The sequence below is a fragment of the Paenibacillus sp. sgz302164 genome (assembly GCF_056120505.1).
Genome location: NZ_JBVYOL010000001.1, coordinates 216154 through 231203, shown reverse-complemented (window position 1 = coordinate 231203; position 15050 = coordinate 216154). Strand labels below are relative to the sequence as shown.

13 protein-coding genes are annotated in these 15050 nt (G+C 54.5%); all 13 read left to right on the top strand.

Features of this window, described 5'->3' with window-relative positions:
* The first annotated feature begins 15 nt into the window (after nucleotides 1-15).
* Nucleotides 16-933, top strand: a complete 918-nt coding sequence (iolE, locus tag AC0LWT_RS00890; protein ID WP_474679330.1) for a myo-inosose-2 dehydratase — start codon at nucleotides 16-18, stop codon at nucleotides 931-933.
* 2 nt (nucleotides 934-935) lie between these two features.
* The gene (gene iolC / locus AC0LWT_RS00885; RefSeq protein WP_474679329.1) at nucleotides 936-1946 is read left to right on the top strand and encodes a 5-dehydro-2-deoxygluconokinase; all 1011 of its coding nucleotides are present in this window, start codon (nucleotides 936-938) and stop codon (nucleotides 1944-1946) included.
* A gap of 34 nt (nucleotides 1947-1980) precedes the next feature.
* Nucleotides 1981-3441: a CoA-acylating methylmalonate-semialdehyde dehydrogenase gene (locus AC0LWT_RS00880; RefSeq protein ID WP_474679328.1), complete on the top strand. Its 1461-nt coding sequence runs from the start codon at nucleotides 1981-1983 to the stop codon at nucleotides 3439-3441.
* A gap of 69 nt (nucleotides 3442-3510) precedes the next feature.
* A complete protein-coding gene (fba, locus tag AC0LWT_RS00875; protein ID WP_474679327.1) occupies nucleotides 3511-4389 on the top strand; it encodes a class II fructose-1,6-bisphosphate aldolase in 879 nt (292 codons plus the stop codon).
* Nucleotides 4390-5427, top strand: coding sequence for an inositol 2-dehydrogenase (gene iolG / locus AC0LWT_RS00870; protein WP_474679326.1), 1038 nt, complete (start codon nucleotides 4390-4392; stop codon nucleotides 5425-5427).
* A complete protein-coding gene (gene iolB / locus AC0LWT_RS00865) occupies nucleotides 5424-6242 on the top strand; it encodes a 5-deoxy-glucuronate isomerase (RefSeq protein ID WP_474679325.1) in 819 nt (272 codons plus the stop codon). Before iolG ends, iolB begins: the two co-directional genes overlap by 4 nt.
* Before the next feature lie 87 nt (nucleotides 6243-6329).
* Nucleotides 6330-7340 (top strand): LacI family DNA-binding transcriptional regulator, encoded by a 1011-nt coding sequence (locus tag AC0LWT_RS00860; protein WP_474679324.1) that lies wholly within the window; start codon nucleotides 6330-6332, stop codon nucleotides 7338-7340.
* 95 nt (nucleotides 7341-7435) lie between these two features.
* Nucleotides 7436-9688 (top strand): helix-turn-helix transcriptional regulator, encoded by a 2253-nt coding sequence (locus AC0LWT_RS00855; RefSeq protein ID WP_474679323.1) that lies wholly within the window; start codon nucleotides 7436-7438, stop codon nucleotides 9686-9688.
* Between the two features lie 194 nt (nucleotides 9689-9882).
* On the top strand, nucleotides 9883-11502 hold the full coding sequence (locus tag AC0LWT_RS00850) for an extracellular solute-binding protein (protein ID WP_474679322.1): 1620 nt from the start codon (nucleotides 9883-9885) through the stop codon (nucleotides 11500-11502).
* 113 nt (nucleotides 11503-11615) lie between these two features.
* Entirely contained in the window at nucleotides 11616-12500 is an 885-nt protein-coding gene (locus AC0LWT_RS00845; protein WP_474679829.1) for an ABC transporter permease, read from the top strand.
* Between the two features lie 27 nt (nucleotides 12501-12527).
* A complete protein-coding gene (locus AC0LWT_RS00840) occupies nucleotides 12528-13400 on the top strand; it encodes a carbohydrate ABC transporter permease (RefSeq protein ID WP_474679321.1) in 873 nt (290 codons plus the stop codon).
* A gap of 10 nt (nucleotides 13401-13410) precedes the next feature.
* Complete coding sequence (locus AC0LWT_RS00835) at nucleotides 13411-14382, top strand: sugar phosphate isomerase/epimerase family protein (protein WP_474679320.1); 972 nt, start codon at nucleotides 13411-13413, stop codon at nucleotides 14380-14382.
* Complete coding sequence (locus AC0LWT_RS00830; protein ID WP_474679319.1) at nucleotides 14382-15050, top strand: hypothetical protein; 669 nt, start codon at nucleotides 14382-14384, stop codon at nucleotides 15048-15050. The genes AC0LWT_RS00835 and AC0LWT_RS00830 overlap by 1 nt, the downstream gene beginning before the upstream one ends.

The window sequence follows — 15050 nt, the reverse complement described above, 5'->3', positions numbered from 1 at the left end:
AAAGGAGCGGTTGCGATGACGAAAGCATTGCCTTTTCAAATCGGCATTCATCCCATCAATTGGGTGGGCGAGGATGTGCAGGAGCACGGAGCGGATACGAGCTTCGAGCAAATTATGGCCGATATCCGGGCGCTCGGGCTGAAAGGTACGGAAATGGGAAGGAAATATCCCAAAGATATTCCGACATTGAAGCGCGAGCTGGCTGCCAGAGACATTCAGCTTGTCTCGCAGTGGAAATCCGTTTTTTTCACCGAGCCTTCGCGGCTTGAGCAGGAGCTTGACGCTTACCGGGAGCACGTTCTCTTTTTGAAGGAAATGGGCGCAAAAGTCATCAGCACCTGCGAAATCGGCGGCTCGCTGCACTGGGACCCGCGCCGTTCGGCGCACGAAACGAAGGTCGCCAGATTGAACGACAACGAATGGGGGCATCTGGCTAACGGGCTTAACAAGGCGGGAGCCATCGCCCGGGAGCACGGGCTGAAGCTGACCTATCACCATCACGGAGGCACGGCCGTGGAGCAGCCGGAAGAGATCGACCGCCTGATGCAGCTGACGGACCCGGGACTCGTCTATCTGCTCTACGATACGGGCCATGCCTACTACGGCGGTTACGATCCGCTGAGCCTGCTCCGCAAACATTATGACCGGATTGCTTATGTCCATCTGAAGGATGTCCGCCAGCAAGTGCTCGATGAAGCGAGACAAGAAGGCTGCGATTTTGTCACCTGCATTCGCAAAGGCGTGTTTACCGTTCCGGGCGACGGCTGCATCGATTTTGCTCCGATTGTCGGCGAGCTTGCGCAGAGAGGGTACAGCGGCTGGGCGCTGCTCGAAGGCGAGCAGGACCCTGCGGTTCATCCGGCATACGAATACGCTCAAAAAGCGTTGACCTATATCCATTCGATAGCTTCGGCTAGGAAAGAAGAGGTGTAAGAATGAGTTATTTGCAGCTTCCGCAAGGAAAAGAGCTGGATTTCGTCGCTATCGGGAGATTGTGCATCGATTTGAACGCCAATGAAATCAACCGTCCGATGGAAGATACGATGACATTTACGAAATATGTCGGCGGTTCGCCGGCCAACATTACGATCGGCATGTCGCGCCTGGGGATGAAGACCGGATTTATCGGCAAAGTGGCCGACGATCAGATGGGCCGCTTCATCGTCCGGTATTTGGAGAAGAACGGCATCGAGACCGGGAACGTCGTTACGGATCGCACCGGCGCGGTGACCGGGCTCGCTTTTACGGAAATTAAAAGCCCGACCGATTGCAGCATTTTGATGTACCGCGAACGGGTTGCCGACCTGCTGCTGGAAACGGGCGAAGTGCAGGAAGAGATGATCGCCAGGACGAAAGTGCTGCTCATCTCCGGCACGGCGCTGGCGCAAAGCCCGTCCAGAGAAGCGGTGTTCCTGGCGCTGGATTACGCCAAAAAGCACGGAGCCACGATCGTATTCGACCTGGATTACCGCCCGTATACGTGGACTTCCCCCGAAGAAACGGCGGTTTATTATAACCTGGCCGCGGAGAAATGCGACGTTATTATCGGCACTCGGGAAGAGTTCGATATGATGGAGCAGTTCGAGAAGCGGCAGCAGCCTGACGACCGCACGACGGCGTCCAAATGGTTTTCGTACAGCGCGAAAATCGTCGTTATCAAGCACGGCAAACAGGGCTCGATCGCCTATACGCAGGATGGCCGAAGCCATACCGCCGCGAGCTTCCCGGCCAAAGTGATCAAAACGTTCGGCGCCGGCGATTCTTATGCGGCCGGATTTTTGTACGGCCTGATGAACGGCTGGGCGGTCGACAAAAGCATGGAGTTCGGGAGCGGGGCCGCGGCGATCGTCGTGTCCAGCCACAGCTGTTCCGACGCGATGCCTACGGCGGAGCAGGTTGCGGATTATATGGAGAAATGCAACAAAGGCGAAATCGTAATTTCATAAACATTTTCGAACGAAATAAGGAGGATTTATCGATATGACGACATCGGCAACGACACAGCGTTTGAAAAACTTTATTGGCGGCCAGTGGGTGGAGGCTTCTGCAGGAACCTCGGAGCCGGTCTACAATCCGGCAACGGAAGAAATTATCGCCCATGTGCCGATTTCGAGCAAAGAGGACGTAGACAAGGCGGTGGCCGCCGCTTCGGAAGCGTTCGCCTCCTGGAGCAAAACGCCGGTTCCGCGGAGAGCGCGGCTTTTGTTCAAATACCAGCAGCTGCTGGTCGATCATTGGGAAGAGCTGGCCGAGTTGATCACGAAGGAGAACGGCAAAAGCTATCATGAAGCGCACGGCGAAGTGCTGCGCGGCATCGAGTGCGTCGAATTCGCGGCAGGCGCCCCTACGCTGATGATGGGCAAGCAGCTTCCCGACATCGCCACGAATGTGGAATCGGGCATGTATCGTTATCCGATCGGCGTCGTCGGCGGCATTACGCCTTTCAACTTCCCGATGATGGTGCCTTGCTGGATGTTCCCGCTGGCTATCGCCTGCGGCAATACGTTCGTCCTGAAGCCATCGGAGCGCACGCCGCTGCTCGCGAACCGGCTCGCCGAGCTGTTCGCCGAAGCCGGCTTGCCGGCCGGTGTCCTGAATCTCGTGCACGGCGCTCACGATGTCGTGAACGGGCTGCTGGAGCATCCCCGGATCAAAGGGATCTCTTTCGTCGGCTCTCAGCCGGTCGCCGAGTACGTATACAAAACAGGCACCGCTCACGGCAAGCGCGTACAGGCTTTGGCCGGCGCCAAGAACCATTCCATCGTCATGCCCGATGCCGACCTTGACGGCACGGTCACGCAAATTATTAACGCCGCTTTCGGTTCGGCGGGTGAGCGCTGCATGGCCTGCTCAGTCGTCGTCGCCGTCGGCGATATTGCCGACGAGCTTGTAGCGAAACTGATTCAAGCCGGTGACCAGATCCAGATCGGCAACGGCATGGACGATGGGGTGTTCCTCGGTCCGGTCATCCGCGAGCCGCAAAAAGCGAGAACGCTGAAATACATTGAAATCGGGGAGCAGGAAGGCGCCATTCTCGTCAGAGACGGCCGCCGGGATTCGGCGGTGTCGGATAAAGGCTATTTCGTCGGGCCTACGATTTTCGATCATGTGCAGGGCGGCATGAAAATTTGGCAGGACGAAATTTTTGCCCCCGTGCTTTCGATTGTCCGCGTGGCGACACTGGAAGAGGCGATCGAGCTTTCCAACCGCTCCGATTTCGCCAACGGCGCCTGCCTGTTCACGCAGGACGGCAGCAACGTCCGCCAGTTCCGCGAGACGATCGACGCCGGCATGCTCGGCATCAATCTCGGCGTGCCTGCTCCGATGGCGTTCTTCCCGTTCTCCGGCTGGAAAAACTCGTTCTACGGCGATCTGCATGCCAACGGCACGGATGGCGTCGAGTTTTATACCCGCAAAAAAATGGTCACAGCACGCTGGTAAAAATAGTTGCATGAAGCGGGCCCGAGTAGTCGGGCCCAGGCTTCGACATCAACGCAAGGAGGAAACGCCGTGCCGCTAGTATCGATGACACACATGCTGCAAACCGCAGTTCAACATAAATATGCAGTAGGCCAGTTTAATTTGAACAACCTCGAATTTACGCAGGCGATTTTGCAGGCTGCCGAGGCGGAGCAAGCGCCCGTCATTCTCGGGCTGAGCGAAGCCTACATCCCTTACATGGGAGGACTGCAGACGGTAGCCTCTATCGTCAAAGGGCTGATCGGGCACTACGGCATCACCGTCCCGGTGGCGCTGCATCTGGATCACGGCTCAAGCTACGAGGTGTGCATGAAAGCGATCGAGGCCGGCTTCACGTCGGTCATGATCGACGCTTCCCATCATCCGCTGGAGGCCAACATCGAGGTGACGGGAAGAGTCACCCATGCGGCCCATGCGCGGGGCGTTTCCGTAGAAGCCGAGCTCGGCCGCATCGTCGGCCGGGAGGACGACATCAACGTCGACGAGGCGGAAGCGATGTACGCGATTCCCGAGGAATGCGTGCGCATGGCCCGCGAAACGGGCATCGACGCGATGGCTCCGGCGCTCGGCTCCGTGCACGGGCCTTACCGCGGGGAGCCGCGCATCGGCTTTGAGCGGATGGAGCAGATCCAGCGGATCACGGGACTGCCTTTAGTGCTGCACGGAGGCAGCGGCCTCCCGGATGACATTATCCAAAAAGCGATTTCGCTGGGGACGGCCAAAATCAATGTGAATACGGATAACCAATCGGTGTTCACGGCCGTCGTCAGGGAGCGGCTGCAAGCAAACGACAAGGAATACGACCCGAGAAAATATTTGGGTCCGGCCCGCGATGCCGTCCAGCAAGGGGTACAGAGCAAAATCCGTCAGTTCGGTTCGTCAGGCAAAGCGAGAGGGTGGAGAGACTAGATGAAGAAATTACAAATCGGCATTATCGGCGCAGGCCGGATCGGCAAAATTCACGCGGACAATTTGCTTCGTTTGCCGGACGTGGCGGTCGCCGTCGTGGCGGACTTGTTCGCCGACGAAGCGCTGCAGGAATGGGCGGCAGCCCGCGGCATCGCGCAGGTGACGAAAAATAGCGATGATGTCATCGGCAATCCGGACATCGATGCGATATTTATATGTTCGCTCACGGATTCGCACGTTCCGCTTATACAAGCGGCGGCGAAAGCCGGAAAACATATTTTTTGCGAAAAGCCGATCAGCATGGATATTCGGCAGACGAAGCAGGCCTTGGACGCGGTCACGGCGGCAGGGGTTAAGCTGCAGGTCGGATTTAACCGCCGGTTCGACCACAATTTCAAGCGCGTGCGCGAGTGGGTGGCCGAAGGCAAGCTGGGCGATCCGCACATCGTAAAGATTACTTCCAGAGACCCGAATCCGCCGCAGGAGAACTATATCGAAAAGTCCGGCGGACTGTTCATGGATATGGCGATTCACGATTTTGACATGGCCCGTTTCCTATCCGGCAGCGACGTGGAGGAAGTGTACGCCCGGGGCGCGGTGCTCGTCGATCCGGTATTTGCCAAATACGGCGATGTGGACACGGCGATTACGACGCTCACGTTCAAGAACGGCGCGATCGGGGTTATCGACAACAGCCGCCAGGCCGTCTACGGCTACGATCAGCGGATTGAAGTTTTCGGCTCCAAAGGCAGCGTATCCGCGGACAACGATTTCCCGAACACGGCGGAATTGAGCACGTCGGAAGGCATTTACCGAGACAAGCCCTTGCACTTTTTCCTGGAGCGTTACAACGAAGCATACATCGATGAGACGCGCATGTTTATCGACAGTCTGCGCAGCGGAAGCGACGTCCCTGTCGACGGCAATGACGGCTTCCAGGCGGAATTGATCGCCCTTGCCGCCAAGCTGTCCGTCCGGCTCGGCAAACCGGTGCGGATTGACGAAGCGATGCGGCTGGCGGAAGAGGTGGGCATATGAGCGATTTGATCGTACCGGCGCGCAAGCAGCCGCTTGCGGACGGCAATGTGCTAAGCATCACGCCCGAGTCGGCGGGCTGGACGTACGTGGGATTTTCCGTGTATGAGCTTGAAGCGGGCCAAACGCTTCGCAAGCAGACGGGGAGCAAGGAAGTCTGCATCGTCCTGTTGACGGGGCAAGCTCACGTGAAGACGAATAAGGCGAGCTTCGAGCGTTTGGGTAAACGGATGAGCGTATTTGAGAAAATACCGCCTTATTCCGTCTACGTGCCATCGGACGACAGCTATGAAGTCGAGGCGCTGACTGCGCTGACAATTGCCGTATGCGAAGCGCCCGGGCAAGGAACCTACGAGGCGCGGCTGATCGCGCCGGAGCAGGTGGGCGTCGAGACCCGCGGTTACGGCAATCTGGAGCGGCAAATTCATAACATTTTGCCGGAGCAGGAGCCGGCCGACAGCTTGCTGGTCGTGGAGGTGTTCACGCCGAGCGGCCATTGGTCGAGCTATCCGCCGCACAAGCACGACAGGGACAGTCTGCCCGAGGAATCCTTTTTGGAGGAAACGTACTATTACCGGGTCGTGCCGGAACAAGGATTTGCGGTGCAGCGGGTTTACACCGACGATGAGTCGCTGAACGAAACGCTCATTGTCAAAAACGGCGAGGCCGTTCTCGTTCCGAAGGGGTACCATCCGGTTTCGGCTCCTCCCGGCTATGAGGTATATTATTTGAACGTGATGGCGGGGCCGACGCGCACCTGGAAGTTCGCCAACGATCCGGCTCATGCCTGGATCATGCAGCCGCCTTCGCAGCGTTAGCCGTTCTTTCCAGTTGCAACTCATCCGGTTCATCCTCATAATGAAGGTATTGAACTTATCCAATCAACTGCAAATGAGGAACAGGGCATGAAAGCAACGATTTACGATGTCGCCAAGGAAGCGGGCGTTTCGATCGCGACCGTCTCGAAAGTGCTGAACGGCAAAGGGAAGATCAGCGCGGAGACGCGCGAATCGATCTTTGCCATTATGGAGCGCCTCGATTACCAGCCGAGCGTCATCGCATCCGCATTAACAGGCAAAAAAACGTATACGCTCGGCCTGCTCGTTCCGGACATCTCCAACCCGTTCTTCTCGGAAATCGCCAGAGCGATCGAAGATCAGGGGGAGCATCTCGGGTACAGCGTGATGATGTGCAGCACGGACAATAAAGACGAGAAAGTCGAAAGATATATTTCCCTGCTGCAGCAAAAACGGGTGGACGGCATCATTATTGCAACAGGCATCGACAATAAGGAGATTTTGGAACAACTGCTGTCCAAAAGCATCCCCGTCGTGCTGCTGGCCCGGGATATGCCGCTCGTCGCGGTGAACACGGTCGTGGTCGACGATTACGTAGGGGGCTGTCTGGCGGCAAGCCATCTGCTTGAGCTGGGACACCGCAACATCGGCATTATCGGCGAGCGGGAAAAAGTGCGGAGCAGCCGGGAGCGGGTCAGGGGCTTCCGGCAGACGATGGAGGACTACGGCGCCGTCTTCCGGCAGGAGAACTTGAAGCATTGCGACTACAAGGTGGAAGACGGCAAGACCAAAGCTTTGGAACTGCTCGGCTCGGCAGAACCGCCGACGGCGATATTCGCCTGCAACGATATGCTCGCTGTCGGAGCGCTGCAGGCGGCTAAAGAGGCGGGAATCAAAGTTCCCGCCGAGCTCTCCATCGTCAGCTTCGACAATACGATACTTGCAGCGGTGACGGACCCTCCGCTCACGACAATCGCTCAGCCTATGGAGCACATGGGCAAGCTGGTCGTGAACATGATCGTGGAGGAGCTTCGGGGGAACATGGAAGTGAAGCAGCGGACCGTGCTGCGGCCGGAGCTCACGATTCGGGAGTCGACGGCTGCGATCGGTTCCAGATAGTATGGATCCATACTTGTAAATGGCCCGTTTCCGTTCTTGAACAAGAGCGTTAGCGGGTTTCTCATCTTGTCAACTCGAGTGAAGGCAGGGCTGCTATGAAGAAAACATGGTACAACCGGTTATTGCTGTCTTATTTTCCTGCTCTCGTCATCACGACGACGATGATTATTTTTATTGCCGTTTCGGTCATTAACGAAATATCGGTGAAGGAAACCGAGAAAGCCAATCAAATCTTTTCCAATTATGTCATTAATTCAATGGAAACTTCGCTTCGCGGAATCGAACAGACGGTGCTGGACGGCATCGGCAACAACGATAAATTGAAAGCGTTTTTTGAACCAGACAACAATTCGGATCAAAGACTTGTCAATTACGACACATCCAGAGAGCTCGGCAAAATGATCAACGACAATTCCTTGATTTATTCGATTTATTTATACAGGGCCAAAGATCAAACGATTATTTCCAAAAACCTGATTGAAAAACTCGACAATTTTGCGGACAAGGATTACGCGCTGCAAGCTTACAGCCAGCCGGTTTCCATGCAGTGGTCGGCTGTGCGGGATTACAAGGAATACGGGTCGGACTCAAGCCAAAAAGTGATCACGCTCAGCAAAAAAGCGCTGCTTCCTTTCGGCGATCAAGGTGTCGTAGTCGTTAGCGTGCGGGTCGATGTGCTGCTGCGGATTGTCGATCAAATGATCAACAGCAACATTACGTTTATGGACATTTGGAGCGGGAACCACGAGCGCGTGTACCCGAACTATTCGTATGCCGCGGCTAATGATGCGAAAGAGAGCGCCGCTTTGCAAGGAACGATGATGTCGCAAATTCATTCCGACTATATCGGGTGGGACTTTGTAAGTGGTCTGAAAGTCGGCCAAATTTACGGCTGGGTCTCTTTTATTTCCCGAATGTGGCTCGGCATCGGGATTGCGACAATTTTGATCAGCATTGTTTACATCATTTATATGACCCGCCGCAATTATAAGCCGATCGAGGCGATCATGCAGCAGCTTAACGCTTTCCAGAACCGCCATGAATCGAAAGGCAGCGGCGGCAAGGACGAATTCGCTTTTATCGGCAAAGTGCTGGATACCTTGATCGACCGGACTCAAGTGTACGAAAAGCAGTATCAGGAAGATCTTCTCGTCCGCAGGAAGCAGTTTTTCCTGGAACTGATCGAGGGACACCGCAGAATTCAGCTGCAGGATTGGCAGACGCACATGGACCGGCTTCATTTGCCGAGCGAGTTCCGCCATCTCGCTTTTGCCGTCATAGAGATCGACCAATACGCGGAATTTCAGCGCAAATACAGCCCGGGAGATCAGGGCCTGCTCAAGTTCGGCATCATGAACGTCCTCAACGAATTTGCCGCGACAGAAGGGCACAGCATTTGGGCGGAATGGATTTCGGGCCAGCGGGTTGCGGTTTTGTTTATTTCCGGCCAGGCGGAGCCCGATATCGACGAAAGCTGGCATACGCTGCTGGACAAATTCCGCACCTGGATCATGGTGAACCTGAAGCAGTCCGTTACGGTCGGGCTCGGCGGCGTAACCGGCGATGTCGGCTCGATCCACAGCTTGTTCAAAGCGTCGATTACGGCGCTGCAGTACAAAATGTCCGAAGGCGCCAACCGCGTGCTCCGTTACAGCGATTTGATCGGCACGGCATCGAACGATACGCACAAATACGTGCAGATGGGCAACCGGCTTGTCCCCGATTTTCGCCTTATGCATGCGTCGTGGGAGACGCAGCTTGAGCAATTTTTCGACGAGCTGGAGGAAGAGACGCTTCAGGACGTTGAAATCCGTTACGTGCTGCACTATTTAATCCGTCTTTTTAACAGCGAAATGGAAGAGCTGCCGCTCGAGGCTTCGCGGGCGTGGTCGGAGAGAATATCGCCGTCTTTGCTTCAGCTGACGGAGTCTTCGGAAACGTTGGAGCAGATTCGGCCGCAGATGGTTGCCCTGCTCAAAGAGCTATACGGGCAGTATGCGGCGATCCGCGAATCGAATACGCATTACGGCATGATCAGCGCGATTCGCACCTATATCGAGGACAACTATGCGAACCCGGATCTTTCGTTGAATCACATCAGCGACATGTTCGGCGTGAACGGGAAATATGCCAGCCAGCTGTTCAAGGAAGAGTTCGGGATGAAATTCGTCGATTTCCTCGTGAACCTGCGGATGGAGCATGCCAAGACGCTGCTTTTGCAAACCGATGAATCGATCAATGATATCGCCGTCAAAGTCGGCTACCTGCATGCGATCTCTTTTGGCAGAACGTTTAAAAAAGTCGTCGGCGTAACGCCCGGAGACTACCGCAAATACATGAATACGTGATAAACAGCGAAAAAGTATGTTGACGGAAAACGGTTTATCGGGCGTTTCTGAATATTGTTCACCCGGCTGAATGATGTTGATTGACCCTTTGCCCATGGTGCCGTTATAACTGAGATACATTCACCGCAAGCCCGGCGGCTCCGGCCGTTCGGGTACAGGCGAATGAAGAGCGAAAGAACTGAGGAGGATTGGCTATGGTAAAAAAGAAAGCGCTTAAAGGGACCGTATTCACCGTCCTGAGCACCATTCTGACGGTCAGTGTTCTGAGCGGATGCACTAGCGGCAAGGAGGGTCAAACGACTGCCAAAGAGACAGCAAAAGAGACGGCAGGCGCATCAACCGCTGCAAAGAAACCGGTGACGATTAAAGTCGAGGTGTTCGACCGCGGCAATTCCCCGGCAGGCATGTCTGTCACAAACAACTATATTACGAAGTACGTGGAAGACAATTTTACCAAGAAAACGAACATTAAGGTTGAATACGTGCCTGTGCCAAGATCGCAGGAAGTGGAGAAGCTGAACGTGCTGATGGCAAGCGGCGACGCGCCTGATATCGTGTTCACTTACGATTCGAACGTCGTGTACAAGTATGTGCAGCAGGGCGGGCTTACCGAGCTCGGCAGTTTGATCGACCAATACGGTTCGAACCTGAAAAGCTATCTCGGCAAAGATACGCTGGCGTACGGAACGTTTGACGGCAAGCAATATGCGATCCCGGCCAAGCGCGTTTATCTGGGCAAATATTCCTCCGAAATTCGCCAGGATTGGCTCGACAAGCTCGGACTCCCGGCTCCGAAAACGACGGACGAGGTGTACCAGACGCTGAAAGCGTTCAAGGAGAAAAAGCCTGGAGGCGACCAAACGATTCCGCTCGGATTCTCGTTGGCGGTTTCGTCCTATGAGCCGATCCTCTGGACGTTCATCAAAAACACGACGGACGAAGAGCGCTACACCTTGACGCAAAAGCTCGGTTCGGGAGACTATCCGGTTCTGCTGCCCGGACATAAGGACGGCGTCCGCTTCCTGAACAAGCTGTATAACGAAGGCTTGATGAGCACCGATTTCGCATTGGATAAAGATAAAAAGAAACTGTATCAGGACGTTGCCACCGGAAAAGTCGGCATGTATGGGGAAGATGCGGGCGAATCCTACAAAATCCAGCCGCCTGACACGTACACGGTGCTGCAAAAAACGGTGCCGGGCGCCAAGCTGACTCCGATCGATCCGTATACGAACGCGGACGGCAAGCATGCCAAGCCTTCTTATATCCCTGCGGGTATTAACGTTATTATTCCGAAGTCCAGCAAAAACGCCGCCGAAGCGGTGCAATACCTGGATTGGATGGCGCAAAAAGACGTCATGTACGCGATGAGCTACGGCGTAGAAGGCAAAAACTACACGACTGTTAACGGTTTGCCGGTGCCGCTGGACAACGAGGAAACGAAAAAGAACTTCTACAACTTCGGCGACTACGTCCTCGTAACGAACGGAACCGACTTCGGCAGTGCCGATAAAAACACCGAAGCGCTGGCGCTGGCGTTACCGGAAGACCGTCGCAAAGATGCGGCTCAAGCGTCCAAGAACGGGCTTGCCGACGGAATCGCACCGCTCCGCTTCGACCATCCGATCGAGGCCGAGTCGAAATACGGCAAGGCGCTGGCCGACAAATACGAGCAGCTTCTGGTCAAATCGATTCTGGCGAAGCCGGCCGACTTTGACAAAACGTATGACGACATGCTGAAGGATTACATGACCAACGGCGGAGAAGCGATTCAAAAAGAACGCACGGAAGCCTACAAAAACATGAAGAAGTAACGGATGGATGCGGGCTTCATGCATGAAGACTGAACCGGTTTTCATGCATGAAGCCGCACATTTGCCGATTTGAGCGAAAGAGGGTGCAAAGATTGAAACGGTTCAATGTGTACATGATCAGATATTGGCAGCTGTATGCCATGCTTCTGCTCCCGGTCGCTTTTTTTATCCTTTTCAAATATGGTCCTATGTACGGAGTCTTGATCGCTTTTAAAGATTTCAACCTGTTTCGAGGGATTACGGAAAGTCCGTGGATCGGGCTCGATTCGTTTCGGGCCGTGTTCAAAATGCAAGATTTTTACATCGCGCTTAAAAATACGTTCATGCTCAATTTTCTCGATCTCGTCGTTTCCTTCCCGGCGCCGATTCTGCTTGCCATTATGCTGAACGAGCTCAGAGCGGCCTGGTTTAAAAAGATTTCGCAAACGATACTGTATTTGCCGCATTTCATATCCTGGATCATTATCGGCGGAATCGTCTACCAAGTATTCAGCACGAATACGGGCATTCTCAATTTGATGCTGGGCAATCTGGGCATCGGACCGATTCCGTTTTTATCGGATAAATATTACTGGCTGCTTACTTATTTGGTTACGGGTGTTTGGCAAAGCGCAGGCTGGGGCACGATCATTTATTTGGCGGCGCTGACAGGCATCAGCAAGGACCTGTACGAAGCGGCGGAAGTCGACGGGGCGGGACGCCTCAAACGAATTTGGCACATTACGCTGCCGGGCCTCAAGCCGACCATTGTCGTTCTGCTCATTTTGAAGCTGGGCGAGATGGTGCAGATCGGCTTCGACCGCCCGTTTGTCATCGGCAATGTGCAGGTTCGCGAGTTTTCGGAAGTACTGAGTACCTTCGTCTATAAAATGGGGATGCAGGCGGGCGAATATTCCGTCGCTACGGCGGTCGGATTTTTCCAGGCCGTTGTCGGCCTAGTCTTCATTCTCGCTTCCAACTATATTTCCAAAAAAACGACCGACCAAGGCATTGTGTAGACGCTTGTCCCGGAAAGGAGTGGAATTATGAACGCCAAAGCGGCCAGCCGTACGTTCGATATGATCAACATCGCATTTTTGATTTTGTTTTTGTTCTTTAGCTTGGCGCCCTTCCTGCATATCATTTCCATCTCGCTGAGCTCTAATGCGCCGATTTTGACCGGCAAAGTCAGCATTTTTCCCGTCGATATCAATTTTGAAGCTTATACCCGGGTGCTGATGGACTCGATGATGCTCAAATCGCTCGGTTATTCGATCTATTTGACGGTTCTGTTTACGGTCATCTGCATGGCGATGACGATTATAGCCGCCTACCCGCTGACCAAAATGGAGCTGAAAGGCCGCAAGTTTTTCATGTATTTGATCGTATTTACGATGTTTTTCAGCGGAGGCATCATTCCGGAGTATATTTTGGTGAAGGAACTGCATTTGCTCAACTCCACCTGGTCGCTCATTTTGCCGCTCATGATCAATCCGTTTTATTTGATTATTTTGATCACTTTCTTCCAGTCGATCCCGAAAAGTCTGGAGGAATCCGCCGAGCTTGACGGAAGCAGCCATTTCGGCACGCTGATCCGCATCATGCTGCCGCTTTCGATGCCGATCATCGCGACGCTCAGCCTGTTCTACGCGGTCAACCGCTGGAACGGTTTTATGGATACGCTGTTTTACATCACGGACCCGGAATTGTATCCGCTCCAGCTCAAGCTGTACCAGATGATCATGAACAGCCAGATCACGGATCAGCTGCAAATGGAAGGCACGCGGATGGTGCAGGTGCTGCCGGAGAGCTTGAAAGCGGCGAGCATCATGTTCGCTACGGTGCCGATTCTGATCGTGTATCCGTGGCTGCAAAAATATTTTGTGTCGGGCATTATGCTCGGGTCTGTCAAAGGTTAGGAGGATTCATATGCCGGATAAAGGCGAGTATTCATTTTCGACCTGCTGGAACATCAAGAAGCATCCGTCCGGCGGGCGGGAACTGATCGAAGAGATCAAGGAGCTGGGCTTCCGCTTCGTGGAGCTGAACTACAACATTAAGGCGGAGCATCTGAAAACGATCGAGCCGATGATCGAAAAAGGCGAAATCGCGATATCGAGCGTGCACAACGTGTTCCCGTATATCGCCGATAAAGACTACGATACGGATTCGGTCATGCTCGGATTTGATGATGAAGCCAAGCGGCGGCGTTCTATCGAACTGCTCATTCAATCGATCGAATACGCCGACAGGTACGGGGCGAAGGCGGTCGTCGTGCATCCGGGCGAGGTACCTTTTGCCTACAACATCGACGAAGAGCTGAAAAAGCTGTACCGCGAGCAGGGCAAAGATTCCCCGGCTTATCAGAAGCTGTGGCGGGAAATGTTGGACCAGCGGGAGGCAGGCAGTCCGAAGTATACGAGACGGATTCAGGACAGTCTGGAAGAAGTGTGCGAGCATGCCGCGAAAAAAGGGTACGACATCAAGATCGGCATTGAAACGCGCTCGCGCTGCTATCAAATGCCTTCGCTTATGGAAGCGAAGGCGATTTGCGACCATTTGCAGGGCAGCCCTGTAAGGCTGTGGTACGATATTGGCCACGCCATGATGATGGACCGTATGGGTCTCTACGACAATTTGCGCGAGCTGGAGCTGGTGCTGCCTTATATTTACGGCGTGCACATTCATGAAACGCTGGAGCTGTCCGATCACTGGTGTCCTTACGTGCACAGCAAGGAAACGTACTTCGATCATTTTCTGGGTGCGATCGAGCAGGCTCCTCTGAAAGTGTATGAATTGAAGGCCGCTTGTCAGCCGGACGAGATTCATGAGAGCCATGCGCAAATCACAAGCCGGATAGCCGGCGGCCGGGGCGCGGGCAAGGGGAAGGTGGCCGACTGATGGATCTCGAGCTGATCCAAACTTATGCGCCGTATATATACTTTGACGACCGGGAGCCCTTCTTCCCGGTTCGCGTCGGAGTGACGGTGCTGGAGCGCGAAGGGGCGTCCCCTTCGTTTCGAAGATCGTTCCCTTTTCGCGATCCGCGTCTGAAGCGGGTTATCGAGTATGCGATATATTGGGACTACGATATCCAGCATTTGTATGAGCTTGAGCATGTATGGGTCTATGTCGGGCATGAGGGGGAAGTGATCGATTGCGAAGCGAGCTTTCACGGCAAATATTTGAAAGGGCTGTTGAAGGATCGCAGCAATCTGGCGGACGAGACGCACGTGCGGCTGTACTCGCAGCCCGGCAAGCATGCGTTCAGCCCGGTCGCCGAGTTTTTCGAGCTCGTGCCTCATTTGTTCACGGCTGCGGATGAAGATGCGGGAGCGGACGGCTTGACGGTCCCTTATTTTTTGGAGGGGCGGGTTACTACGGACGAGGCTACGAACAAGCTGGTCGAAGCTTATTTGCGGTCCTGTGCGTTTAAGCCGTCCTTGACGTATAACGAGTACCGGTTGGACAAGGAGCTTTTCGTTCCCTGGTCGGAGCTGCTGGAGGAAATTCCCGGGCGGATTGCTGCCAGACTTGCCGAGATTCGCGAATCGCATAGCGGAAGCTAA